This is a genomic window from Nonomuraea sp. NPDC050790 (assembly GCF_044456745.1).
Classification (GTDB): domain Bacteria; phylum Actinomycetota; class Actinomycetes; order Streptosporangiales; family Streptosporangiaceae; genus Nonomuraea.
On the sequence record NZ_JBITGF010000002.1, the window covers coordinates 71928 to 92755 of the forward strand.

The following is a 20828-nucleotide window of genomic DNA, read 5'->3' on the forward strand; positions in this document are numbered from 1 at the left end:
ATCCCAAGTGCCGGAGGTGCCACTCACTGGTCTCCTCTTTCGATGTCTGACACCATGGAGGACATGCGGTGATGGGAATATTCCGGATATCAGAAGACGAGAGAAGGGCCGGTCAATTTGGAGATCAAGATTCTTGGGCCGCTCGCTGCACAGCAAAATCGAATGGACCTTCTGCCCGCCGCCGACAAGCCGCGCAAGATTTTCGCGGTGCTGGCGCTGAACGCCAACAACATCGTACCGGTCCATGTGCTCATCGAAGAGGTGTGGGGAGAACACCCTCCGCGCAGTTCGAGAACCACACTCCAAACGTATATTCTGCAATTGCGAAAGAAACTCGCGGCCGCGCTGGGCAAGAATGCGCGACGCGGCCCCAAGGACGTCCTCGCCACTCGCAACGGCGGCTACATGCTCTGCGTCCCGTCCGGCGGGCGCGACATCGAACGGTTCGACCGGCTGACGCAGGAGGCCAGGGCCGCCGCCGACGACGGTGAGGCCTACCGCCTCTTCAATCAGGCCCTGGCACTGTGGCGCGGATCCGTGCTGGTGGACGTCCCGATCGGGCTGATACTCGAACGCGAGGTCGTGCGCCTGCAGGAACTCAGGATGAAGGTGCTGCACGAACGCAACGAAGCCGGGTTGAAGCTCGGGCTGCACATCGAACTGCTCAGCGACCTGGCCGCACTGTGCAGCCACAACCCGATGGACGAGAGCCTGCACGCTCAGTTCATCCTGGCTCTTTATCGGGCGGGGCGGGTTTCCGACGCGCTGGACACCTACCAGCGGCTGCGCAGGACTCTGGTCGACGAACTCGGCCTGGAGCCGTCGGCGTGGCTGCGCGGACTCCAGCAGGCGGTGCTCAACGCCGCGCCCGAGCTGGAACTTCCCGCCGCCCGGACGCCCGCTCTCGTGCGCAACGGCACTCTGCTGCGGATTCCCGCGCCGCGCGCGCCGGTCCAACTGTCCACGTTGGCGCGCCCCTGGTCGGCATAGCGATCCTCGTCCCGTACGCGGCTTCGCCCCCGCCGGGGCCGAGCCCGCCGGCATCGGGTGCCCGGAGCGGGGCCTGGGCGCCGCGCCTGGTCACGTGAAGATCACGCGGTAGAGGATCCGGTGGGTGGTTCCAGCATGGGGACGAGGAAGCGGCGGGCCACCTCGGCCAGTTGATCGTCGTCGTCCAGGTCGATGACCGCGCTTGGGATCGTCAAGAACGAGGTGGAGATGCGGACCATCATCTCGGCCACCATGTCGACGTCGAGAGCCGCCGCCACATGCCCCGCCCGTTGTTCGCTGCGGAGTTGGCCGGCGACGAAGTGGCGTACCGTGGCGAGGGTCTGGCCGCCGTCGGCGGTCAGGGAGGGGACCAGGAGGTCGGGTTCGGTGGCGATGAGTCCGCCGATCAGGGGGTTGCGGCGGATGGCGCGCAGCGAGGTGACGAAGCCGAGGACGACCCGGTCGGCGGCGGTGCCGGCCTGTTCGATGTCGATGAGGAACTGGTCGAAGTAGCGGCGGAACTCGCGGCGTACCACGTGTTCGACCAGCGTGTCCTTGGTGTCGAAGCGCCGGTAGACGGTGATGCGGGACACCTTGGCGATTCTGGCGACGTCCTCCATGGTGGAGCGTCTGATGCCCATCCGGCAGAACTGCTCGTAGGCCGCGTCGAGGATGCGGGTCCGTAGCTCGTCGGTGTCGTCCACGCGTTCGACGGCGTCGACGTAGGCGCGTTCCAGTAGTGACTCGGAGTCCGACGGCGCCATGAATCCGGACAGCACAGATTCCACGATCACCTCCTGTATGGATTCTGCCTCACCCTTGGGCTTGTGATGCTCGTCACGCTGTGCTCTGATGATGATACACGGACTCATCCCTTGTTTCTCGGTATCATCCTTTCCCGCGTGCGCGAAGGAGTGCAGAGCATGGCAGAGCTGAGCAGGCGCGACGTACTCATCTCGGGCACCGCCCTGGGAGCGCTCGGCGCGTTAGGGATGGCCGCCCCGGCCCACGCGGACGCGCTGTCCGGCGACTGGACCTGGCCGGCCAGTGGTTCGATCGCGGGCTCCGGCAGCGGCGCCGACCCCCGGTGGGTCTGGGACGACGAGGCCGACCCGCTTCTCGCCTCGCTGTTCGAGCGCGGCCTCATCCCCGAGGTCAACCGGCTCCTGTACGACTGGAACCGCAACGACCAGCCCCTGCCCGCCGGCCTGCCGGAGGATCTGCGGGCGTTCATCGAGCGGGCGCGTCAGCTACCGTCCTGGGCCGATCCCGCCAAACTGGCCGCCGCGGCGCGCTTCCACGCGCTCAAGGGCAACTACCTCGTCGTTCTCACGATCGTGGGCGCCGGGATGCTGGCCACCGCCATCCCCAAGGAGGCCCGCGCGGTCTACTACTCCGCGGGCGGCGCGGACCTCAAGGACCGGATCGCCAAGACGAACATCCTGGCCTACGCGGTCAGACCCCAGAACGCCTGGACGGCCGGCGGCACGGCCGTGGTCGAGGCGGTGAAGACCCGGCTGGTGCACGCGGCGGTCCGGCACCTGCTGCGGTCCTCGCCGCACTGGTCGGGGCCCATCCCGATCAGCCAGGAGGACATGCTCGTCACGTGGCACACCCTGGCGACGTACTCGATGCGGGGGCTCCGGGACTGGAAGGTACGCATGTCGTCGGCCGAGTCCGCGGCGTACCTGCACTCGGTCCAGACGCTGGGGCACATGCTGGGCATCAGGGACGAGTTCCTCCCCGCCACCTGGGAGACCTCCTATGCCCAGTCGGACCTGGTACTGCCCAGGAACATGGGGCCGACCAGGGAGGGCGTGGAGCTCAACGCCATCCTGCGGGACATGCTCGCGGAGCTGACCAGCCCGGGCGGCATCGACAAGCCTCTGGTCAACGCCTTCGCCCGCTACCTGACCGGCGACCAGGTGGCCGACTGGAACGGCATCCGCCGCGAGCCGCTGTGGGACCCGGTGGTCAAGACCGCCTGGCCGTTGCTGGTGCGGTTCCGCGAGGGCCTGATCGGGCTGCCGCTGGTGCCCGCGAGCGCCTGGCTCCTGGACGAGATGGTCAAGAGGTGGACCACCTACTACCTGACCAGGGGAGCCCAAACCAAGATCGTGATCCCGACGGGCAACCGCCCCGGCTGACCACCGGCATGGACATGACATTCTGCCCATGACCGGATGTCCCGCCAGCACCCGCGATCCTCGCGGACCCAGGTCTGGCGTCCTCTTCGACGGGTCAGTCGCGCAGGAGGAGCTGGATCAGGGCGACGGTTCCGACGGCGACGACCAGGGCGCGGAGCACCGTGGGGCTGAGGCGGCGGCCCAGGGCGGCGCCGGTCCGGCCGCCGATCGCGGAGCCCGCCGCCAGCAGGCCCACGGCGGTCCAGTCGAAGTCGGCGGCGAACAGGAAGAAGAGCGCGGCCACGGTGTTGACCACGGCGACCAGGACGTTCCTCAGGGCATTGAGCCGCCGCAGGTCGTCGTCGAGGAACATGGCCATCAGCGACAAATAGATGATGCCCTGGGCGGCGGCGAAGTAGCCGCCGTACACGCTGGCCAGCGTCAGTCCGGAAAGGAGCACCGGGCCGCCGTCGGGGTCGGCGGTGGGTGGACGGCGGCGCCATACCGTCTTCGCCAGCCAGGGCTGCAGGACGATCAGCACGAGCGCGAGGGCCACCAGCGCGGGTACGATCGCCTCGAACGCGGCGGACGGGAGCACCAGCAGCAGCGCCGCCCCACTGACCCCGCCCGCCAGCGCGCCCGCGCTCATGCGCAGGATGCGGCGGCGCTGGCCGCGCAGTTCGGCGCGGTAGCCGATGACGCCGCCGATGGAGCCGGGGATCAGGCCGAGCGCGTTGGAGACCGTGGCGGTGACGGGCGGCAGGCCGGTGGCCAGCAGGACGGGGAAGGTGATCAGCGTCCCCGAGCCGACGACGGTGTTGATGGCGCCCGCGGCGGCGCCCGCGCCGAACACGGCCAGCATCTCCACGAAGGTCACACGAAGAGAGCCTAGGAACCGGACACTTCGCCTGCGGTCGAACCGTGCACGCAGATGCAGTTGCGGTCGTTCTGGGGCGGGTCGATGACGCGGTCGGCCAGGGGAGCGAGCACGTCCTCCATCGCGCGCGCGGCGGCCACGGCGGACTCGGTGACCGCGTAGACGTCGTCGGCGTCGTGGACGCTGATCATGACGGCGGTGCGCGACACCCAGACGTGGGCGGGATGGCCGGCCAGCGTCACCCAGCCGGGCTGGTCCAGGTCGGGGTGGCCGGGGATCGGGCTGGGGAACCTGGCGTACTCCTGGACGGTGTAGCCCTGACCCGGTACGGCCAGCGGCGTGCCCGGCGCGATGCGCCTGACCGGCAGGCCCAGCGCGGTCAGCGTCTCGGCCGGGTCCTCGGTGCGCACCGCGGCCAGCAGGCGGTCGCCGTCGTTGTTGTGGCCGCCGTAGGCGCGGCAGAAGTGGAAGTAGGACAGGCTGTGCGCCCATGCGAGCAACTGTTCGGGGGTGTGGGTCTCGTGGAGGTACTCGTCCCAGGTCATGGTGGTAGTTTGCCGGGCATGACCAAGGTGTCCAAGGTCGCCGTCGTCACCGGGGCGGGGTCGGGGATCGGCCGGGCCGTCGCCCGTGGGCTGCGCGGGGCCGGTTACGCGGTGGCGGTCGCGGGCCGGCGCGAGGAGACGCTGGCCGCGACCGCCACGCCGGACGACGGCGGATGGCTGGTCGTGCCCGCCGACGTGCGGGAGGCGGGGTCGGTGGCGGCGCTGTTCGCCGCCGTGCGCGAGCGGTTCGGGCGGGTGGACCTGCTGTTCAACAACGCCGGCACGGGTACGCCCGCCGTTCCCGTGGACGAACTCGACGTCGAGCAGTGGCACGCGGCGGTCGGCACCAACCTCACCGGCTCCTTCCTGTGCGCCAGGGAGGCGTTCGGGATCATGCGCAGGCAGGATCCGCGAGGTGGGCGGATCATCAACAACGGGTCGATCTCGGCGCACGCGCCGCGGCCGTTCAGCGCGCCCTACACCGCGACCAAGCATGCGATCACCGGGCTGACGAAGGCGTTGTCGCTGGACGGCCGGCCGTACGGGATCGCGTGTTCGCAGATCGACATCGGCAACGCCGCCACCGACATGACGGAGACGATGGCGCGGGGCGCGCTGCAGGCCGACGGGACGACGGCGCCCGAGCCGCGCATGGACGTGGCGCACGTGGTGAGCGCCGTCCTCTACATGGCCGGGCTGCCGCCGGAGGCGAACGTGCAGTTCATGACGGTGATGGCGACCACGATGCCGTTCGTGGGCCGGGGGTGAGCTCACGCCCGTTCGAGCGCCCTCCGCAGCGCGGCCTCGAAGTGGATGAGCGGCAGGTCGTGGCCGGGCTGGGCGATGAGGAGGGTGGCGATCTTCCCGTCCGCGAGGGCGAGCGCGCGCTCGTTGGAGCCGGCGGCCGTCGCGATCGCCCTGGCCCGTGACGGGCCGCGGGCCTCGGCGAAGAAGACGAGCACGCCGTCGTCGACGCCCGACTGCTCGCCGCGCAGGTACGCGCAGCCGGCGAGCTTCTTGGTGAGCTTCTCGCGGTCGTCCACCCAGACGGCGGGCAGGTCGCTGCCGACCGTGACCTCGCCGACCAGGTATCCGGCGTTCTCCAGTTCGAGGGCCATGGCGATGGCGACCGCGGCGAGGTCGGCGTCGGGGGAGTACGGCTCGTGCTCGGTGGCCAGCAGGACCAGGCCGCCGGGCGTCTTCCATGGCAGGTAGCCCCAGTCGGCGCTGATGTCGACGTTCTGGCCGGTCGAGCCGACCAGGACCTCGCCGGTGTCGGGGTGGGCGTGCTCGGCGGCCGCGGCGGCCAGGGCGGGGGCGTCCAGGCCCAGGCGCTGGGCGGCCCAGGTGACGAGGTGGGCGGCCCAGGTTCCGTCGCGCCAGTCGACGCGGTTGAGGTCGAGGGCGGCCAGGGCGGCGTAGCCGTACCGGACGTGGGCGGGGTCGGAGGTTCTGGCCGCGGCGAGGACGCAGCGGCGGGCGAAGGTGATGAGCAGGTAGAGATCGTCCAGGCTGAGGCGGTCGGGGGTGAGCCCGGCATCGAGCGCGGCGCGGACCGCGGCGTCGCAGGGGGAGTCGGTCCACCGCCAGAGTTGCTGGGCGCGGTAGTCGTAGCCGGGATCTGCCCAGGCAGGGTCCATGCTTCTGACGCTAGACGCGCAGGCCGGGTGTGCGGAGTGTCATGCCCAAACGGTCGGGCAACGTTCCATACTTACCGGAGGCGAAGGAAAGTTTCTAGAGGTTCGGGCACAGAGAAAATTTCTTCCCGAACTTATTGACCCGGGCGCTTACCTGTCGGAAAGCTCTTGTTCATGACGGTCACAGTCCGCGCGTTCGTTGCGGGGGATGAGCCCTCACTGATCGACTGCTGGAACCAGAGCCTGCCCGCCGACCCCACCACCGCGACGTGGTTTCGCGACTGCGTCCTACTCGACCCCAACTTCGACCCGGACGGGCTGCGCGTCGCCGTCGCCGGCGGGCGCGTCGTGGGCTGCGCCTATGCGGTACGCCGCCGGACGCCCCTCGCGCCCGGCACCGACCTGGAGCCGGAGACGGGATGGATCCCGTTCTTCTTCGTGGCGCCCGGCCATCGGGGCGCCGGACTCGGACGGCGGCTGCTCGGCGAGGCCCTCGCGTTCCTGCGCGAGCAGGGCCGCACCCGCGTCGACTTCGCCTCCTACACCCCCAACTACGTCCTGCCCGGCGTCGACGCCGACCTCTACCCGGAGGCGTTCGCGCTGCTCGGCGCGATGGGCTTCACCACGCTCTACTCGCCGGTCGCCATGGACCGCACGCTCGTCGGCTACGCGACCCCGCCCGAGGTGCTCGTCCTGCGCGAGAAGCGCGAGAGCGAGGGGTACGGCTTCCGCCACCCCACCGCCGGCGAACTGCCGGAACTGATCCGGTTCGCGGCCGACGTCTTCAACCCCGACTGGGGCGAGGCGATCCGCCACCACAAATCCACCGATCGCATGGTTATCGCGAAAAATCGGGAAAAGGTGGTGGGGTTTGCGCTCTACGCCGCCTACCGCGGCATCCCCGAGCGATTCGGCCCCTTCGGCGTCGATCCGGCCGAACGCGGCACCGGCCTCGGCAAGATCCTGCTCCACCTCACGATGACCGCCATGCGCGCCGAGGGCCTGCACTCCTCGTGGTTCCTCTGGACCGGCGAGGCCAGCCCGGCGGGCGTCCTCTACACCAAGGCGGGCTACGAGGTGACCCGCCGCTTCCACGTCATGAGGTGGGGCACGTGAACATCCTGGCCATCGGGGCCCACGCCGGTGACATGGATCTGACGGCGGGAGCCGTACTGGCGCAGCATGTCCTGAACGGGCACGAGGCGACGCTCCTGCACCTCACGCTCGGCGAGCGCGGTCATCCGCGGATGTCCGTGCCCGACTACGCCGAGCAGAAGCGCGAGGAGGCGGAGGCGTTCGCCGCCGCGATCGGCGCGCGGGCCAGGTTCCTCGACTACGAGGACGGCCTGCTGCCCGAGGACGAGGACGTCAAGATGCGCGTCGGCGACCTGATCAGGGAACTGCGGCCGGACGTGATCCTCACCCACTGGAGCGCCTCGATCCACAAGGACCACGCCCGCACCCACCGCATCGTCGAGGACGCCCGCTTCTACGGCGGGCTGAAGACGCTGGAGCGCGACCTGCCCGCGCACTGGGCCGGTCAGCTCTACTACGCCGACAACTGGGAGGACGCCGAGGGCTTCCGTCCCGACGTGTTCGTGGAGATCGCCGGGGACGCCTACGAGATCTGGTCGCGGGCGATGACCGGCTACGCCTACGCGCGCGGCGAGACCTACGGCTTCCCCTACGTCGACTACTACCGGGCGCTCACGATCGTGCGGGGCGCGCCGGCCGGATTCCAGCGGGCCCAGGCCTTCGCCGCGCCCGTCGGATCGCGCGATCTCCGGGTGAGAGGAACCTTCTGATGAAACGTTTAACGATCATCGCGATGGCGGTGGTGCTCGCCGGATGTTCCGGCGGCGGAGGGCAGAAGGGGCCGGGCGCGGCGGCGCCGCCGCTGGTCGTGCACGCGATCGACTCGGGCACCTTCCAGGAGAACTTCAACCCCTTCCACCTGGAGGGCGTCAACTTCGGCAGCACCGGGATGATCTACGAGACGCTCGAGTACTTCAACAAGCTGAAACCCGGTGAGATCACGCCGTGGCTGGCGCTCAGCCACGAATGGAGCAACGACGGCAAGACACTCACCTTCACCCTCCGCCAGGGCGTGAAGTGGACCGACGGCAAGCCGTTCACCGCCGACGACGTGGTCTTCACCTTCGAGACGATGATCAAGCACCCGGAGCTCAACAAGAGCGCCGTGGAACTGGCCGGAGCCAAGGCCCTCGCCCCCGACAAGGTGCGGCTCGACTTCAAGTCGACCTCCTACGCCAAGCTCTTCAACATCTCGGGCAGCACGGCGATCGTGCCGAAGCACCTGTTCGAGAAGGAGAACCCGGTCACCTTCACCAACCCCAAACCGGTGGGCACCGGGCCGTACAAGCTGGCGAAGTTCTCCGCCCAGCTCTACGAGATGACGAAAAATCCGGACTACTGGCAGCCGGGCAAGCCCGTCGTCCCCACCGTCAGGTTCCCCGCCTACACCGCCAACGCCGTCCAGACCGGGCTGCAGCAGGGCGAGATCGACTGGGCCGGAGCGTTCGTCCCCGACATCGACAAGATCTACGTCCAGGGCAAGCCCGAGACCAACAAGTACTTCTTCCCGCCCGAGGGCGTGGTCGCCCTCCTGCCCAACCTGACCCACCCCGTCCTGTCCAAGCCAGAGGTACGGCAGGCCATCAGCCTGGCCATCGACCGCGACAAGATCGTCAAGGTGGCCGAGCGCGGCTACACCAAGGTCGCCCACCCCACCGGCATCCCCATGCCGGGTGGCGAGGCGTTCCTGCCGCCCGCCTACAAGAACGCCGCCTACAAGGTCGACGTCGAGAAGGCCAAGGAACTGCTCAAGGGCGTCGATCCCGCCCAGCTCAAGTTCCAGTTGCTGGTGCCCTCGCCGTTCACCGACTGGGTCAACGCCGCCCAGCTCATCCGCGAGGACCTCGCCAAGGTCGGCATCACCGTCGAGACCCGCGGCGTCGCCTTCCAGGACTGGGTCTCCAAGGTGGGCAAGGGCAGCTACGACCTGTCGATCCGGGCCACGCCCGCCGGGGCCTCGCCGTACTTCCAGATGCGCTCGCTGCTGTTCAGCGAGCTGGCCAAGCCCGTCGGCAGCTCCGCCACCGGCAACTACCAGCGCTGGAAGGACGCGGCCAGCGACAAGCTCATCCACGACTACGCCGCCACCGACGACCCGGCCGCGCAGCAGAAGGCGGCCCAGGGGCTCGGCACGATCATGGTGGAGAAGCTGCCGGTGCTGCCGCTGTTCTACAGCCCGGCCTGGGCGCAGTTCCGGACCAGCAAGTACGTCGGCTGGCCCTCCGAGCAGGATCCCTACGCGATGCCCTCGCCGTACACCTCGCCCGACGCCGCCGTGGTCCTGCTCAACCTGAGGCCAGCGGGCACGTGAGGTTCCTGGCCAGGCGGCTCGGGTTCTACCTGCTCACGGCCTGGGCCGCCGTCACGCTCAACTTCCTGATCCCCCGGATGATGCCGGGGGACCCGGTCGACCTGCTGGTGGCCAGGCTCAAGGGCAACGTGGACCCGGCCGCCGTCGAGGCGATGAAGAAGGCGTTCGGGATCAGCGACGCGGGGCTCTGGACGCAGTACGTGGACTACCTGGGCAACCTCTTCCGCGGGGAGCTCGGGCGCTCGATCACGTTCTTCCCCACGGAGGTCTCCACCGTCATCGCCGACAGCCTGCCCTGGACGATCGGCCTGGTCGGCGTCGCCACACTGATCAGCTACGTGGTCGGCACCTCGCTCGGCGTGCTCATGGCGTGGAAGCGCGGCACCTGGCTGGACGGGGTGCTGCCCGCCGCGACCTTCCTGCACGCGGTGCCGTACTTCTGGGTCGCGCTCGTGCTGGTCTTCGTGTTCGGCTCGACGCTGCAGTGGTTCCCCGGCTCGCGCGCCTACGGCCTGGAGGTGACGCCCGGCTTCACCGGCGACTTCCTGGCCAGCGTGGCCTACCACGCGACGCTGCCGGCGGTCACGATCGTCGTCGCCTCGATGGCCGACCGCATCCTCGGCATGCGCAACGTCATGGTCACCACGCTCGGCGAGGACTACGTCGTCATGGCCGAGGCCAAGGGCCTGACCAGCCGCCGCGTCATGTGGGCCTACGCCGCCCGCAACGCGATCCTGCCCAACATCACCAGCTTCGCCCTCTCGCTCGGCTTCGTGGTGGGCGGCTCCGTGCTGACGGAGATCGTCTTCTCCTACCCGGGCATCGGCTCCATGCTGCTGAAGGGCGTCGAGAACGAGGACTTCCCGCTCATGCAGGGCATCTTCCTCGTGATCTCGCTGGCCGTACTGGTCGCGAACCTCCTGGCCGACCTGGCTTATGTCCTCCTCGACCCAAGGACGCGCCAATGAAGATCCGCATAGGCGTCGGCATCCTGGTCTTCTTCGCGCTGATGGCCCTCGCCGGGCCGCTGCTGATCCAGGCCGACCCCGCCGCGACCAGCGACGCGGGCCTGCAGGGCCCCTCGGCCGCGCACTGGCTCGGCACCACCCAGACCGGCCAGGACATCCTCACGCAGATCGTGTACGGCTCGCGCGTCTCGCTGGGCGTCGGCGTGCTGTCGGCGGTCATCGCCACCGTCTTCGCCATCGCCGTGGGCCTGGTCGGCGGCTACTTCGGCGGGGCCGTGGACGAGATCCTGTCGGTGCTGACCAACATCTTCCTCGTCCTCCCGGCGCTACCGCTGATCATCGTGCTCGCCGGGTACCTGCCCCAGCGCGGGGTCGCCTCGGTCGCGGTGGTGATCGCCGTCACCGGCTGGGCGTGGGGCGCGCGGGTCCTGCGCGCCCAGACCCTGTCGGTACGGCGGCGCGACTTCGTCGAGGCGGCACGGGCCGGAGGGGAGAGCCCGATCCGGATCATCTTCTTCGAGATCCTGCCGGTGCTGCTGCCGGTGATCGCCACTAGCTTCCTGGCGACGGTCGTGGGCGCGATCCTGGCCGAGGCCGGGCTGTCGTTCCTCGGCCTGGCCGACCTGTCCACGGTGAGCTGGGGCAGCATGCTCTACTTCGCGCAGAACGGGCAGGCGCTGCTCATCGGGGCGTGGTGGTGGTTCGTGCCGCCGGGGCTGTGCATCGCGTTGATCGGCACCGGGCTGGCGCTGGTCAACTTCGGCCTGGACGAGATCGCCAACCCCCGCCTGCGTACGATCAAGGTCCGGAAGGCGCGCGCATGAACGTCCTGGAGATCCGCGACCTCGGCGTCGACTACCAGTCGAACAGCGGGACCGTCCACGCCGTCGCCGACGTCTCGCTCGACCTGCGGCGCGGCGAGATCCTCGGGCTGGCGGGGGAGAGCGGCAGCGGCAAGTCCACGCTGGCCCACGCGGTCGGCCGCCTGCTGCGGCCCCCGGCCGCGATCACCGGCGGCACTGTCACCTACCACCGCGCCGACGGCACCGCCGTGGACGTCCTGGCCCTGCGCCGCGAGGACCTGCGCGCCTTCCGCTGGGCCGAACTGGCCGTCGTCTTCCAGTCGGCCATGAACTCGCTCAACCCGGTCAGCACGGTCGGCGCCCAGATCGAGGACGTGCTCCGCATCCACCGCCCCACCATGACCCGAAAAATGCGCACAGAGCGGGCGGTGGAGCTGCTCCAGCGGGTCGGCATCAGCGCCGACCGGCGCCGCAGCTACCCGCACGAACTGTCCGGCGGCATGCGCCAGCGCGCCGCCATCGCCATCGCGCTCGCGCTCAACCCCGAGATCATCATCATGGACGAGCCGACCACCGCCCTCGACGTGGTCGTCCAGCGCGACATCCTCCAGGAGATCAGCGCCCTGCGCGAGGAGTACGGCTTCGCCGTCGTCTTCATCACCCACGACCTGTCGCTGCTCATGGAGATCTCCGACCGGATCGCCATCATGTACGCGGGCCGCGTCGTCGAGACCGGCGCCGCCCGCTCCCTCCACGACCGGCCCCGCCACCCGTACACGCTCGGCCTGCTCCGCTCCTTCCCTCGCCTGCACGGCCCGCGCGAGGAACTGCTCGGCATCCCCGGCACCCCGCCCGACCTGCGCGCCCTGCCGTCCGGCTGCGCGTTCCACCCGCGCTGCCCGCACGCGCTGCCGGACTGCGAGCGGATCAGGCCGTCCCTGCGCGACGGCGTCTCCTGCCTGCTCAACGAGGGAAAGGGGGTCCGATGAGCGAGATCGTGCTCGAAGGCCGCAACCTCACCAAACACTTCAAGGCCGCCCGCGGCCGCGGCACCGTCCACGCCGTGGACGACGTCTCCCTCACCCTGCGATCCGGTACGGCGACCGCCCTCGTCGGCGAGAGCGGCTGCGGCAAGAGCACCGTGGCCCGCCTGCTCGCCCAGGTCTATCCGCCGACGTCGGGGGAGGTGTTGCTGCGCGGGCGGAAGGTGACCGGCTTTCGCGAGTACCGGCGGCAGGTGCAGCTCATCTTCCAGGACCCGTTCGCGTCCCTCAATCCGTTTCACCGCGTCCGCTACCACCTGGCCAGGCCGTTGCGCCTGCACGGGCACGCGCGGTCGGCGGCGCAGGAGAGCGAACTCGTCGCCGAACTGCTGGAACGGGTCAGCCTGACGCCGGTCGAGCAGTTCATGGACAAGCTGCCGCACGAGCTTTCCGGCGGGCAGCGGCAGCGGGTGGCGATCGCGCGGGCGCTGGCGGTGCGGCCGATCGCACTGATCGCCGACGAGCCCGTGTCCATGCTGGACGTGTCGATCCGGCTCGGGGTGCTGCGGTTGCTGGAGACGCTGGCCGCCGAAAGCGGCCTCGCGCTCCTCTACATCACCCACGACATCGCCAGCGCACGGTACTTCGCCGAGGACATCACGGTCATGTACGCGGGGCGGCTGATCGAGAGCGGCCCCAGCGAGGCACTGACCCAGTCACCCCGCCACCCCTACACCCAACTCCTCCTCGACTCCGCCCCCGACCCCACCCGCCAGCCGAATCTTGGCGTGACCAGGCGAGGGGAGCCGCCGAGCCTCATCGCACCGCCTGACGGGTGCCGGTTCCATCCGCGGTGCCCGGTGGCGCTGCCGGTGTGCGCGAACGAGACGCCCGGCCGTACGGTGCTGGGCGAGGGGCGGTGGACACATTGCTGGCAGGCTGAAGCTCAGCCCACCAGCGTCGCCGGTGGGTAGAGCGGTGCCGGACGGTCACGTGTCGGCGGTTGACGGCCTCTCGGGTCGGCCGGGGCGAGGAGAACGCGGATCTCGAGGTCAGGGGGTTTCGTAGAGAGTCGTGAGGGTGGTCAGGGTGGTGATGACGCGGGCGCGGAGCTCGGGTGGGGTGCGGACCTCGACGTCGGACCCCAGGCGCAGGAACTCGCCCAGTGCGTGCTCCACCGACTCGATCGGCAGCGTCACCTCGGTCCTGCCGTCGGGCAGGGGTCGTGCGGTCGCCTCCGCCGCGTTCACCACGCCCGGGGTCATCATCTCGCGCAGCCGGTCCATGCCGCGCGGCGTCAACCGGGCCACGGCCTCGCCCTGGCGCAGGCGGGCCTGGAACTCGTTCAGGTACTCCTGCCAGTGCGCCGCCAGGTCGAAGTCGTCGGGACGGGTGAACGCCTCCTCGCGTACCACCAGGTCGAGGATCTGCCAGACGCGGTAGGTGCGCACGTTCTCGCCGCAGCGGGCGACCAGGTACCAGCGGCCCGCCTTCACGACCAGCCCGTACGGCTCCAGCCGCCTCGTCACCTCGCCCTTCCAGCTCTTGTAGCGGACGTCGAGCACCCGCTCCCGCCACACCGCGTCGGCCACGGCGGGCAGGAACGGCAGCGGGTCGCGCTCCCGGTACCAGGCCGGGGCGTCGAGGTGGAAGCGTTCGCGGACCCGTCCGGCCCGGTCGCGCAGTTCGACGGGCAGCGCCGCCATGAGCTTGAGCTGGGCCGCCGTGACCACCGCGCCCAGTCCCAGCTCGGCGGCGGGACCCGGGAGCCCGGCCAGGAACAACGACTCGGCCTCGTCGCTCGTCAGGCCGGTCAGGCGGGTGCGGTAGCCGTCGAGGAGCTGGTAGCCGCCGTTGGTTCCGGCGTCGCCGTACAGAGGAACTCCGGCGGCGTGGAGGGACTCCACGTCGCGATAGATGGTGCGGACCGACACCTCCAGGCGCTCGGCGAGCTCCCGCGCGGTCATGCGGCCGCGCGTCTGCAGCAGCAGGAGGATCGACACGAGGCGGGAAGCGCGCATGCCACTGACAATAGATGTCAGCGAGGCGGGCTTAGCGTCCGGGCCATGAACGGATTCAGCTTCTTCACCGGCACCTGGAACATCCACAACAGGCGGCTCGTCAAATGGCTCGCGGGCGCCGACGAGTGGGAGGAGTTCCCCGGCCGCACGGTCGCGAGCAGCCACTTCGCCGGTGGCGCGCACTTCGACGAGGTGGAGTTCCCGACCAAGGGGTTCAGCGGGCTGACGGTCCGGCTGTTCGACGTGGACGAGCAGCGCTGGACGATCCACTGGGCGAGCACGCGTACCGGACGCTTCGACCCGCCCATGACCGGCACGTGGGAGGGGGACCGCGGCGAGTTCTACGGCGACGACCAGCACCAGGGCACGCCCGTGCGCGCCCGCTTCATCTGGACCAGGCTCGGCGACGGCGAGGCGCGGTGGGAACAGGCGTTCTCGGTGGACGGGGAGAAGACCTGGGAGACCAACTGGATCATGGAGCTGACGCGGGCGGACTAGAGGCCCGAACTCCTGACCCAGAAGATGACGCCGACCGCCACCGCGGCCACCAGCAACAACAGGCCACCCACCACGATCACCCACCACCAGCCCGTCTTCGGCGGCGTGGTCTCGTACTGTTCGACGTCGGGGAGCATGTCCGGCGTGTACGGCAGGCGGACCGTGCCCTCGCCCAGCTCGTCCTGACCCTGGTGGTGCGGAGACTGGTGCTGCGCCTGCTGCGGTGGCCAGGTGTGCGGCGGTCCGCCTTGGGGCGGGCGGTTGTACTGGTCGGGGTGCTGGGGCTGGCGGGGCGGGTGCGGCGGCATCCCGGGGTGCTGCTGCGGCCAGGTCTGACGCTGGTCGGGCGGTTGCTGCCCAGGCTGCTGTCCGGGCGGCTGTTGTCCATGCGGAGGGTACGGGCCGGGCTGGGGGTGTTGCGGGTGGGGCTGGCCGGGCGGTTGCCGCGGGGGTTGTTGCGGGCCGGTCTGGGGGTTCTGGCCGGGTGGCGGCTGGTCCGGGCCGTTGGGGGGCGGGGGTTGCTGGGATCCGAAGTGGTGCGGGGGCCAGGTCGGGTTCTGGGCGGGCTGTTGCGGGGGCCAGACCTGCTGGGGACCTGGTGGTGGTCCCGGTGGCCTGGGGTGGTGCGGGCCTGACTGGTCAGAGGGCTCCTGGCCGGGCCAGCGGTGGCGTACCGTCTGCTCGGGGTCGGGGTACTGCGGGCCCTGCTGCGGTGGAGTCATGGTTCCCCCGGGAATCGCGCCGATGATTTCCCGACATTGTCACATCTGCGTGGTTAACTCGTCCGCTTCATGAACCACCGGGCCCGGGCTGGCGCTGCTGTCCGGGGGTGTTGGGGTCGGACCATGGCTGCGGGTTCGCGGGCGGTGGGGTCGGCTGGTCGGTGGGCGCGGATCCCGGCTGCGGGGCGGGCGCGCCGCCGGGGTGGGGCGTGCCGGGCTGCGGGGCTGCCATGCCGGGGTGCGGGGTCGCGGGCTGGCCGTATCCCTGGGGCTGGCCGTATGGCTGGGGCTGGTTGTAGTTGGCGGGCGGGGCGTAACCGTGCTGCTGGCCGTACCCCGGCTGGGGCTGGTTCCAGGCGGGGGCCTGGGGCTGGGGGGTGCGGCGGGCGACCACGGCTGCCACCAGCAGCCCGAAGCCGCCCAGGGTCAGCGCCATGTTCAGGAACCCCAGAATGCCGAAGAACGTGGAGGCCATGGAGAGGCCGAGGTCTCTGGCGATCTGCGGGGCGAAGATCGTCATCGCCGCCGTGGGCAGCACGTTGATCATCAGCAGGACGCAGCCGATCAGGCCGAGCACCGCCGCCTTGCCGTGCTGGCGCCGGGCCATTCCCGTGATCACCGCGCCCGCGCCGAAGGCCACGAACATCAGGAGATTGATCAAGATATTGATGATGTTCACGCGATTCACGCCCCGAATCCGTCGATAAAGAGATCTTCTCGACCTTATGGGGATTTCCGGGCTTCCTCTACCGCACGCCTGATCGACTCCGCGTCCAGCGCTCCCTGGTGGCGGATGCCGTTGAAGAACAGCGTGGGCGTCCCTCGCACCCCGCTCTCGCGCCCCGACCGCTCGTCGGCGGCGAGTCGCCGGGAGTGGCGCGGCACGTCCGTCCACGGCTCCACGCCCAGCTCGGCGGCATAGTGTCCCAAGTCTTCATCTGTCAGGAACCGCTGGTTCGCGTAGAGGATGTCGTGCATCTCCCAGAAGCGCCCTTCGTCGGCCGCCGCCTCGGAGACCAGGGCCGCCGCGACCGCCCTCGGGTGCATGTTGCGCAGCGGGAAGTGCCGGAACACCAGCCGCACGTCCGGCTCCCGCTCGATCAGCTCCTGCAGCACCCCGTGCATACGCCCGCAGAAGGGGCATTCGAAGTCGCCGTACTCCACGATCGTTACCGCCGCGTCCGCGGGCCCCCGCACGTGGTCGTCCGCGTTCACCGGTACGGCCAGCAGCACGGGAAGCTCCTCCTCCGGCTCGGCGTCGGGCGGCGCGCAGACCCCGCCCCGATCCCAGGCGAGCTTGAACGCGATCCACCCCACCAGCGCCGACAGCAGCGAACCCGCCAGGATGCCGATCTTGGCCTGCGCGGCGATGGCGGCGTCCTCGAAGGCCAGGTCCACGATGAACAGCGCCACCGTGAACCCGATCCCCGACACAGCCGCCCCGCCCAGCAGTTGCCCCCACACGAGGTTGCCCGGCAGCACGCCCCAGTTGAACCGCAGCGGGATCCACGTGCCGATCGAGATGCCCGCGAACTTGCCCAGCACCAGCCCCAGCGCGATGCCGAGCGACACCGGCGAGGTGAGCGCCTGCCGCAGCGTCTCCCCGTCGAGCCTGACCCCGGCGTTGGCCAGCGCGAACACCGGCACGATCACGTAGCTGCTCCACGGGTGCAGGCGGAGCTGGAGCCGCTCGTTCACCGACACCGCCCGCTGCACCGACCTGGCCGCCTCGCGCGCCGCCCCGGCCGACGGTTCGCTGGTGAACTGCTGCACCGCCTCGCCCGCGCGCAACAGCTTCAGGTCGCTCGGCGCGTACACGAACACCAGCACCCCGAGCGCGATCCCCACCAGCGTCGGGTGCACGCCGCTCTCCAGCGTGGCCACCCACAGCGCGAACCCCAGCAGGATGTACGCGGGCGCGCGCCAGATCTTCAGCCACCGGAGCGTCACGATCGCGGCCAGCAGGAGCGCGGCGGCGATCAGCGCGGGGATGGAGAGCGCGGCCGTGTAGAAGATCGCGATGATCATCATGGCGAGCACGTCGTCCACGATGGCCAGCGTCAGCAGGAACGCGCGCAGCGGCTCCGGGCACCGGGCGCCGACCACGGCCAGCAGGCCCAGCACGAACGCGGTGTCGGTGGCGATCGGCACGCCCCACCCGCCCGCCGCCGGGCCTCCGGCGTTGAAGGCCAGGTAGACGGCGGCCGGAACGATCATCCCGCCCAGGGCGGCGACCGCGGGCACGGCCACCAGGCGCCGGTCGCGTAGCTGGCCGAGCCGTACCTCGTAGGAGACCTCCAGGCCGATGACGAAGAAGAAGATCGTCATGAGCCCGTCGTTGACCCAGTGCCGCAGGTCCAGCGAGAACTCGGTGGCCCCGAAGGAGAGCCCGGCCTGGGTGTGCCAGAACGTCTCGTAGCTGTCGCCCCAGGGGGAGTTGGCCCACAGCAGGGCCGCCAGCGTGGCCGCGAGCAGCACGACCGTGCTGCCCGCCTCCGTCTTCAGAAACGCGCGCATCATCCCGGATCCCCCCGGAACGATCGTAGACCTCGGCCCACGATCGCCCGGCTGACGGGCTCCGGGTTGACGGCCTCCCGGCTCATGACCCCCCGGGAGGGGCCATGAGCGTCGGGGTCACAGACCGCGCAGGTAAGCCAGCGACGGCATGAAGAAGTACTCACCGCCGCGCATCGTCACCGTCTGGGCGACCTGTGGCTGCGGCAACGACTGCTCTGGCCGCCCCCACACCTTCGGGAACGTGACCTTGATGTCCCGCTCCCCCTGCCCGATCACCGGGTCGTGACCGGTGCCCTCCACCTGGAAGTCCGGGTTGTTGGCCCACGACTGCTGGGTGAATTCGAACTGGCTCAGCAGGCTGGAGTTGAACGCCATGAACAGCAGACCGACGTCCCCGCTGGGCCGGGTCTCCGGCGGAGCGTCGTCCCAGGGCTGGTCGGTGCGCTCGCCGTAGGTCTGCCCGCGACGTGCCATCAGCACCTCGCGGCCGAACGAGCGCGGGTTCGTCTTGCGGACGTGCCCGCTGAACGGGCACTTGGAGCCGTCGTCGGCGTCGAAGGTGAAGTCGTTGTCCACCGGGCCGCCGCCGGCCTTGGGCTTGGTGGTCACGGGTGTGCCGTCCTTGAACCGCCCCACCAGCATCGCCCCGGCCCGCGGCCGGTCGGCGCCGGTGAGGCCGAGGCCGTCGGCCAGGTCCCGCTCGATCTCCTTGAACGCCCGGACGTTCTGCTCCAGCTTCCTGAAGACGAAGTAGCTGCCGAAGTGGCGGGCCGGGTTCGGCGCGAACGGGTCGGCCACCAGGACGCTGCCGAGCGGGAACGCCGGGTTCCAGTGCTTCTTCGGCTCCCGGTCGACCTCGTCCTTCAGGAACAGCGGCTGGCTACGCCCGTCCACGTACCCGAAGTGCTCGATTCCGTCGCCGGCCGGGTTGCGCAGGCCCTGGCCGCTCTCCTCGCCGAGCAGCCTCGCGCTCTCCGGCAGTTCGCCGAGGATCTCCTCGCGCAGCCGCGCGACCGGCTCAGCCGTGGCGTCGCCGATCAGGATGACCGCGTGGATCTCGCGCTGGTAGGTGTTCTCCCACTGATCGACGGCCGGGTCGTCGACGAGCGCGATCCGCCGCTTCATGCCGTCGCGGAAGACCTTGTCGCCGAAGCGGCGTACGTCCTCGACGGAGTGCCCGAGGTCGCGGTAGCCGGCCTTGCTGATCCCGATCCCGACGTACGCGCTGCCGGGCCGCCGCTCGCGGCCGAAGGTGCGCACTTCTTCCAGGTGCTTGCGCGCCGACTTCATGTGCGTGGTGGCGACGTGGCGCAGAAACCGCTTGCCCTCCGCGACGTCGTTGAAGCGCACGAACAACACCGTCAGGTACTCGCGCACGTGTGCCCGCAGGATGTTCGGCTGCAGGTTGTCGAGCATCGCCTTGGTGTCGGCGTCGAGCGAGGCCGAGTCCCAGGCGAGGGGTTGTGCGTTGTTCAGGTCGACAGGCATTGCCCATCCTTTCCCCGTCGTGATGAAGGGGCCCCCAATTAACGCGTCGGCAAGGCCATTGCACCCACAGTGCGGCTGTCTGTGCGCCAGTCCAATTCCCCTCGTTACCGACGCGCCCCACTTAATACGACTCCTGAGTGCCTCAAGAAGTTGCGGAAAAGCGAAGTTTCCCGAAAAAACTCCGGCCGCCCCGCGCGGAATTCCGGGGGGTACGGGACGGCCGGAGGGCTCAGGAGGAGACGGTGAGCTTCGTACGGGCGGTGTCGCCGTTCTTGCAGTAGGCGATCACCGGGAACGTGCCCGCCTTGGCCGCCTTCAGCGCCGGAGCCCAGGCGGTCGTGGCCGCGGCGGCGTTGGCGCGCACCGGGCTGAACGCCTTGGACGCGACCGCCCTGACGCCGGAGCCGCCGCACACCGCCGTCACCGTCACCTGCGCGCCGACCTTCACGCTCGCGGGCGCGACGCCGACCCCGGCGTTGACGGCCGCCAGGGTGATGCCGCCACCCGGATTCGAGGTGGCCGTGGGGGTCGGGGCCGGGGTGGGCTTGGGGGTGGCGGTGGGCGTGCCGGTCGGGGTCGGCGCGGGGTTGTCGTTGCCGCCGCCGAAGACGACGTCGGAGCAGGAGTAGAACGCCTCGGGGCTGTCGCTGCGCTGCCACACCGCGTAGATCAGGTGGCGGCCCTTCTTCGCCGGGAGCTGGGCGTCCATCACGTACGCGCCGCCGGACAGCGCCGGGTCCTTCTGCGTGTGGAACGGCTTCGCCTCCAGGTCGCTCCACTTCAGCGGCTGGGCCGGGTTGTAGCCGTCCTTGGTCATGTACAGCTCGAACGAGCCCCGGTGCGGCGCGGTGGCGCGGAACCGGAACGAGTGCTTCGCGCCGCTGGTCATCGTGGTCGCGGGCCAGTCGGCGCGGGCCTGGTCGAAGCCGCGGTACTTGTCGCGGCCGGCGCTGCACAGCTTGCCGTCGGGGATGAGTTCGCGGTGGCGGCCCGCGGCGGCGGCGAGGTTGACCTCGTTCCAGTCGTAGAGCGGCTGCGTGCCGCCGATCTGGACGGCCTTCTTGCAGGCGTCGCTCTTGGGGCTCTCGGGTCCTTCCGCGTAGCAGACCATGGCCCTGCTGGGCGGGTTGTTCATGGTGCCGTGGGCGCCTGCCGTACCGGGGAGAAGCGCGAGCACGAGCAGGGTGGGGGTGGCCAGGGAGGTGGCGACGATCGCCGTGCGGTTGATCTGCATGCAGCCCACCTTG

General features: G+C 70.1%; 22 protein-coding genes. 12 read left to right on the forward strand and 10 right to left on the reverse strand.

All coding sequences use genetic code 11. From position 1 onward, the window contains the following. Positions 1–117: 117 nt before the first annotated feature. Positions 118–990: a BTAD domain-containing putative transcriptional regulator gene (locus tag ACIBEJ_RS08825; RefSeq protein WP_397182058.1), complete on the forward strand. Its 873-nt coding sequence runs from the start codon at positions 118–120 to the stop codon at positions 988–990. 101 nt (positions 991–1091) lie between these two features. On the opposite strand, the gene ACIBEJ_RS08830 is transcribed toward ACIBEJ_RS08825, so the two are convergent. Next, positions 1092–1754 (reverse strand): TetR/AcrR family transcriptional regulator, encoded by a 663-nt coding sequence (locus tag ACIBEJ_RS08830; protein ID WP_397183240.1) that lies wholly within the window; start codon positions 1752–1754, stop codon positions 1092–1094. A 159-nt stretch (positions 1755–1913) separates the two neighbouring features. On the opposite strand from ACIBEJ_RS08830, the gene ACIBEJ_RS08835 reads away from it, so the two are divergent. Continuing rightward, positions 1914–3137, forward strand: a complete 1224-nt coding sequence (locus ACIBEJ_RS08835) for an oxygenase MpaB family protein (RefSeq protein WP_397182059.1) — start codon at positions 1914–1916, stop codon at positions 3135–3137. Between the two features lie 94 nt (positions 3138–3231). Here ACIBEJ_RS08835 and ACIBEJ_RS08840 read toward each other — a convergent pair whose 3' ends face one another. Together ACIBEJ_RS08840 and ACIBEJ_RS08845 are read right to left on the reverse strand one after the other, a co-directional pair. Next, positions 3232–3993, reverse strand: coding sequence for a sulfite exporter TauE/SafE family protein (locus ACIBEJ_RS08840; RefSeq protein ID WP_397182060.1), 762 nt, complete (start codon positions 3991–3993; stop codon positions 3232–3234). A gap of 11 nt (positions 3994–4004) precedes the next feature. Continuing rightward, positions 4005–4538, reverse strand: a complete 534-nt coding sequence (locus ACIBEJ_RS08845) for a hypothetical protein (protein WP_397182061.1) — start codon at positions 4536–4538, stop codon at positions 4005–4007. An 18-nt stretch (positions 4539–4556) separates the two neighbouring features. Here ACIBEJ_RS08845 and ACIBEJ_RS08850 point away from each other — a divergent pair, with 18 nt between their 5' ends. Next, positions 4557–5306, forward strand: a complete 750-nt coding sequence (locus ACIBEJ_RS08850; RefSeq protein WP_397182062.1) for an SDR family oxidoreductase — start codon at positions 4557–4559, stop codon at positions 5304–5306. Between the two features lie 2 nt (positions 5307–5308). Here ACIBEJ_RS08850 and ACIBEJ_RS08855 read toward each other — a convergent pair whose 3' ends face one another. Continuing rightward, positions 5309–6178 carry a hypothetical protein gene (locus ACIBEJ_RS08855; protein WP_397182063.1) on the reverse strand — a complete coding sequence of 290 codons (870 nt, stop codon included), beginning with the start codon at positions 6176–6178 and terminating at the stop codon, positions 5309–5311. Positions 6179–6349: 171 nt separating this feature from the next. Between ACIBEJ_RS08855 and ACIBEJ_RS08860 the strand changes: the two genes are divergently transcribed. From ACIBEJ_RS08860 to ACIBEJ_RS08890, 7 genes are read left to right on the forward strand one after another with little or no spacing between them, the layout of a single operon-like run. Next, positions 6350–7291 carry a GNAT family N-acetyltransferase gene (locus ACIBEJ_RS08860; RefSeq protein WP_397182064.1) on the forward strand — a complete coding sequence of 314 codons (942 nt, stop codon included), beginning with the start codon at positions 6350–6352 and terminating at the stop codon, positions 7289–7291. Next, complete coding sequence (locus ACIBEJ_RS08865; RefSeq protein WP_397182065.1) at positions 7288–7980, forward strand: PIG-L deacetylase family protein; 693 nt, start codon at positions 7288–7290, stop codon at positions 7978–7980. The genes ACIBEJ_RS08860 and ACIBEJ_RS08865 overlap by 4 nt, the downstream gene beginning before the upstream one ends. Beyond that, positions 7980–9581 (forward strand): ABC transporter substrate-binding protein, encoded by a 1602-nt coding sequence (locus ACIBEJ_RS08870; RefSeq protein WP_397182066.1) that lies wholly within the window; start codon positions 7980–7982, stop codon positions 9579–9581. Before ACIBEJ_RS08865 ends, ACIBEJ_RS08870 begins: the two co-directional genes overlap by 1 nt. Beyond that, positions 9578–10549: an ABC transporter permease gene (locus tag ACIBEJ_RS08875; protein WP_397182067.1), complete on the forward strand. Its 972-nt coding sequence runs from the start codon at positions 9578–9580 to the stop codon at positions 10547–10549. The genes ACIBEJ_RS08870 and ACIBEJ_RS08875 overlap by 4 nt, the downstream gene beginning before the upstream one ends. Continuing rightward, positions 10546–11373: an ABC transporter permease gene (locus tag ACIBEJ_RS08880; protein WP_397182068.1), complete on the forward strand. Its 828-nt coding sequence runs from the start codon at positions 10546–10548 to the stop codon at positions 11371–11373. The genes ACIBEJ_RS08875 and ACIBEJ_RS08880 overlap by 4 nt, the downstream gene beginning before the upstream one ends. Next, the gene (locus tag ACIBEJ_RS08885) at positions 11370–12341 is read left to right on the forward strand and encodes an ABC transporter ATP-binding protein (RefSeq protein WP_397182069.1); all 972 of its coding nucleotides are present in this window, start codon (positions 11370–11372) and stop codon (positions 12339–12341) included. The genes ACIBEJ_RS08880 and ACIBEJ_RS08885 overlap by 4 nt, the downstream gene beginning before the upstream one ends. Beyond that, the gene (locus ACIBEJ_RS08890; RefSeq protein WP_397182070.1) at positions 12338–13309 is read left to right on the forward strand and encodes an ABC transporter ATP-binding protein; all 972 of its coding nucleotides are present in this window, start codon (positions 12338–12340) and stop codon (positions 13307–13309) included. The genes ACIBEJ_RS08885 and ACIBEJ_RS08890 overlap by 4 nt, the downstream gene beginning before the upstream one ends. A gap of 78 nt (positions 13310–13387) precedes the next feature. Here ACIBEJ_RS08890 and ACIBEJ_RS08895 read toward each other — a convergent pair whose 3' ends face one another. After that, positions 13388–14356 (reverse strand): helix-turn-helix transcriptional regulator, encoded by a 969-nt coding sequence (locus ACIBEJ_RS08895; RefSeq protein ID WP_397182071.1) that lies wholly within the window; start codon positions 14354–14356, stop codon positions 13388–13390. Between the two features lie 45 nt (positions 14357–14401). Between ACIBEJ_RS08895 and ACIBEJ_RS08900 the strand changes: the two genes are divergently transcribed. After that, positions 14402–14854 carry a hypothetical protein gene (locus tag ACIBEJ_RS08900; protein ID WP_397182072.1) on the forward strand — a complete coding sequence of 151 codons (453 nt, stop codon included), beginning with the start codon at positions 14402–14404 and terminating at the stop codon, positions 14852–14854. On the opposite strand, the gene ACIBEJ_RS08905 is transcribed toward ACIBEJ_RS08900, so the two are convergent. Continuing rightward, positions 14851–15162, reverse strand: a complete 312-nt coding sequence (locus ACIBEJ_RS08905) for a hypothetical protein (protein WP_397182073.1) — start codon at positions 15160–15162, stop codon at positions 14851–14853. The genes ACIBEJ_RS08900 and ACIBEJ_RS08905 overlap by 4 nt on opposite strands. On the opposite strand from ACIBEJ_RS08905, the gene ACIBEJ_RS08910 reads away from it, so the two are divergent. Beyond that, positions 15151–15489 (forward strand): hypothetical protein, encoded by a 339-nt coding sequence (locus ACIBEJ_RS08910; protein ID WP_397182074.1) that lies wholly within the window; start codon positions 15151–15153, stop codon positions 15487–15489. The genes ACIBEJ_RS08905 and ACIBEJ_RS08910 overlap by 12 nt on opposite strands. Positions 15490–15643: 154 nt before the next feature. Here ACIBEJ_RS08910 and ACIBEJ_RS08915 read toward each other — a convergent pair whose 3' ends face one another. The 4 genes from ACIBEJ_RS08915 to ACIBEJ_RS08930 all read right to left on the reverse strand — a co-directional run bounded on the left by ACIBEJ_RS08915 (position 15644) and on the right by ACIBEJ_RS08930 (position 20815). After that, on the reverse strand, positions 15644–16237 hold the full coding sequence (locus tag ACIBEJ_RS08915; protein ID WP_397182075.1) for a hypothetical protein: 594 nt from the start codon (positions 16235–16237) through the stop codon (positions 15644–15646). A 62-nt stretch (positions 16238–16299) separates the two neighbouring features. Continuing rightward, a complete protein-coding gene (gene nhaA / locus ACIBEJ_RS08920; protein ID WP_397182076.1) occupies positions 16300–18096 on the reverse strand; it encodes a Na+/H+ antiporter NhaA in 1797 nt (598 codons plus the stop codon). Positions 18097–18210: 114 nt separating this feature from the next. Further along, entirely contained in the window at positions 18211–19581 is a 1371-nt protein-coding gene (locus ACIBEJ_RS08925; RefSeq protein ID WP_397182077.1) for a Dyp-type peroxidase, read from the reverse strand. A 229-nt stretch (positions 19582–19810) separates the two neighbouring features. Then, positions 19811–20815, reverse strand: coding sequence for a lytic polysaccharide monooxygenase (locus ACIBEJ_RS08930; protein WP_397182078.1), 1005 nt, complete (start codon positions 20813–20815; stop codon positions 19811–19813). Positions 20816–20828 lie beyond the last annotated feature (13 nt).

What these genes read in the sequence shown, in the direction of transcription:
- ACIBEJ_RS08900 (WP_397182072.1), top strand. Translation starts at nt 14,402, where the DNA reads ATGAACGGATTCAGCTTCTTCACCGGCACCTGGAACATCCACAACAGG.
- ACIBEJ_RS08930 (WP_397182078.1), bottom strand. Translation starts at nt 20,815, where the DNA reads ATGCAGATCAACCGCACGGCGATCGTCGCCACCTCCCTGGCCACCCCC.
- ACIBEJ_RS08860 (WP_397182064.1), top strand. Translation starts at nt 6,350, where the DNA reads ATGACGGTCACAGTCCGCGCGTTCGTTGCGGGGGATGAGCCCTCACTG.
- ACIBEJ_RS08835 (WP_397182059.1), top strand. Translation starts at nt 1,914, where the DNA reads ATGGCAGAGCTGAGCAGGCGCGACGTACTCATCTCGGGCACCGCCCTG.
- ACIBEJ_RS08925 (WP_397182077.1), bottom strand. Translation starts at nt 19,581, where the DNA reads ATGCCTGTCGACCTGAACAACGCACAACCCCTCGCCTGGGACTCGGCC.
- ACIBEJ_RS08870 (WP_397182066.1), top strand. Translation starts at nt 7,980, where the DNA reads ATGAAACGTTTAACGATCATCGCGATGGCGGTGGTGCTCGCCGGATGT.
- ACIBEJ_RS08885 (WP_397182069.1), top strand. Translation starts at nt 11,370, where the DNA reads ATGAACGTCCTGGAGATCCGCGACCTCGGCGTCGACTACCAGTCGAAC.
- nhaA (WP_397182076.1), bottom strand. Translation starts at nt 18,096, where the DNA reads ATGATGCGCGCGTTTCTGAAGACGGAGGCGGGCAGCACGGTCGTGCTG.
- ACIBEJ_RS08830 (WP_397183240.1), bottom strand. Translation starts at nt 1,754, where the DNA reads ATGGCGCCGTCGGACTCCGAGTCACTACTGGAACGCGCCTACGTCGAC.
- ACIBEJ_RS08895 (WP_397182071.1), bottom strand. Translation starts at nt 14,356, where the DNA reads ATGCGCGCTTCCCGCCTCGTGTCGATCCTCCTGCTGCTGCAGACGCGC.
- ACIBEJ_RS08850 (WP_397182062.1), top strand. Translation starts at nt 4,557, where the DNA reads ATGACCAAGGTGTCCAAGGTCGCCGTCGTCACCGGGGCGGGGTCGGGG.
- ACIBEJ_RS08890 (WP_397182070.1), top strand. Translation starts at nt 12,338, where the DNA reads ATGAGCGAGATCGTGCTCGAAGGCCGCAACCTCACCAAACACTTCAAG.
- ACIBEJ_RS08845 (WP_397182061.1), bottom strand. Translation starts at nt 4,538, where the DNA reads ATGACCTGGGACGAGTACCTCCACGAGACCCACACCCCCGAACAGTTG.
- ACIBEJ_RS08905 (WP_397182073.1), bottom strand. Translation starts at nt 15,162, where the DNA reads ATGCCGCCGCACCCGCCCCGCCAGCCCCAGCACCCCGACCAGTACAAC.
- ACIBEJ_RS08880 (WP_397182068.1), top strand. Translation starts at nt 10,546, where the DNA reads ATGAAGATCCGCATAGGCGTCGGCATCCTGGTCTTCTTCGCGCTGATG.
- ACIBEJ_RS08855 (WP_397182063.1), bottom strand. Translation starts at nt 6,178, where the DNA reads ATGGACCCTGCCTGGGCAGATCCCGGCTACGACTACCGCGCCCAGCAA.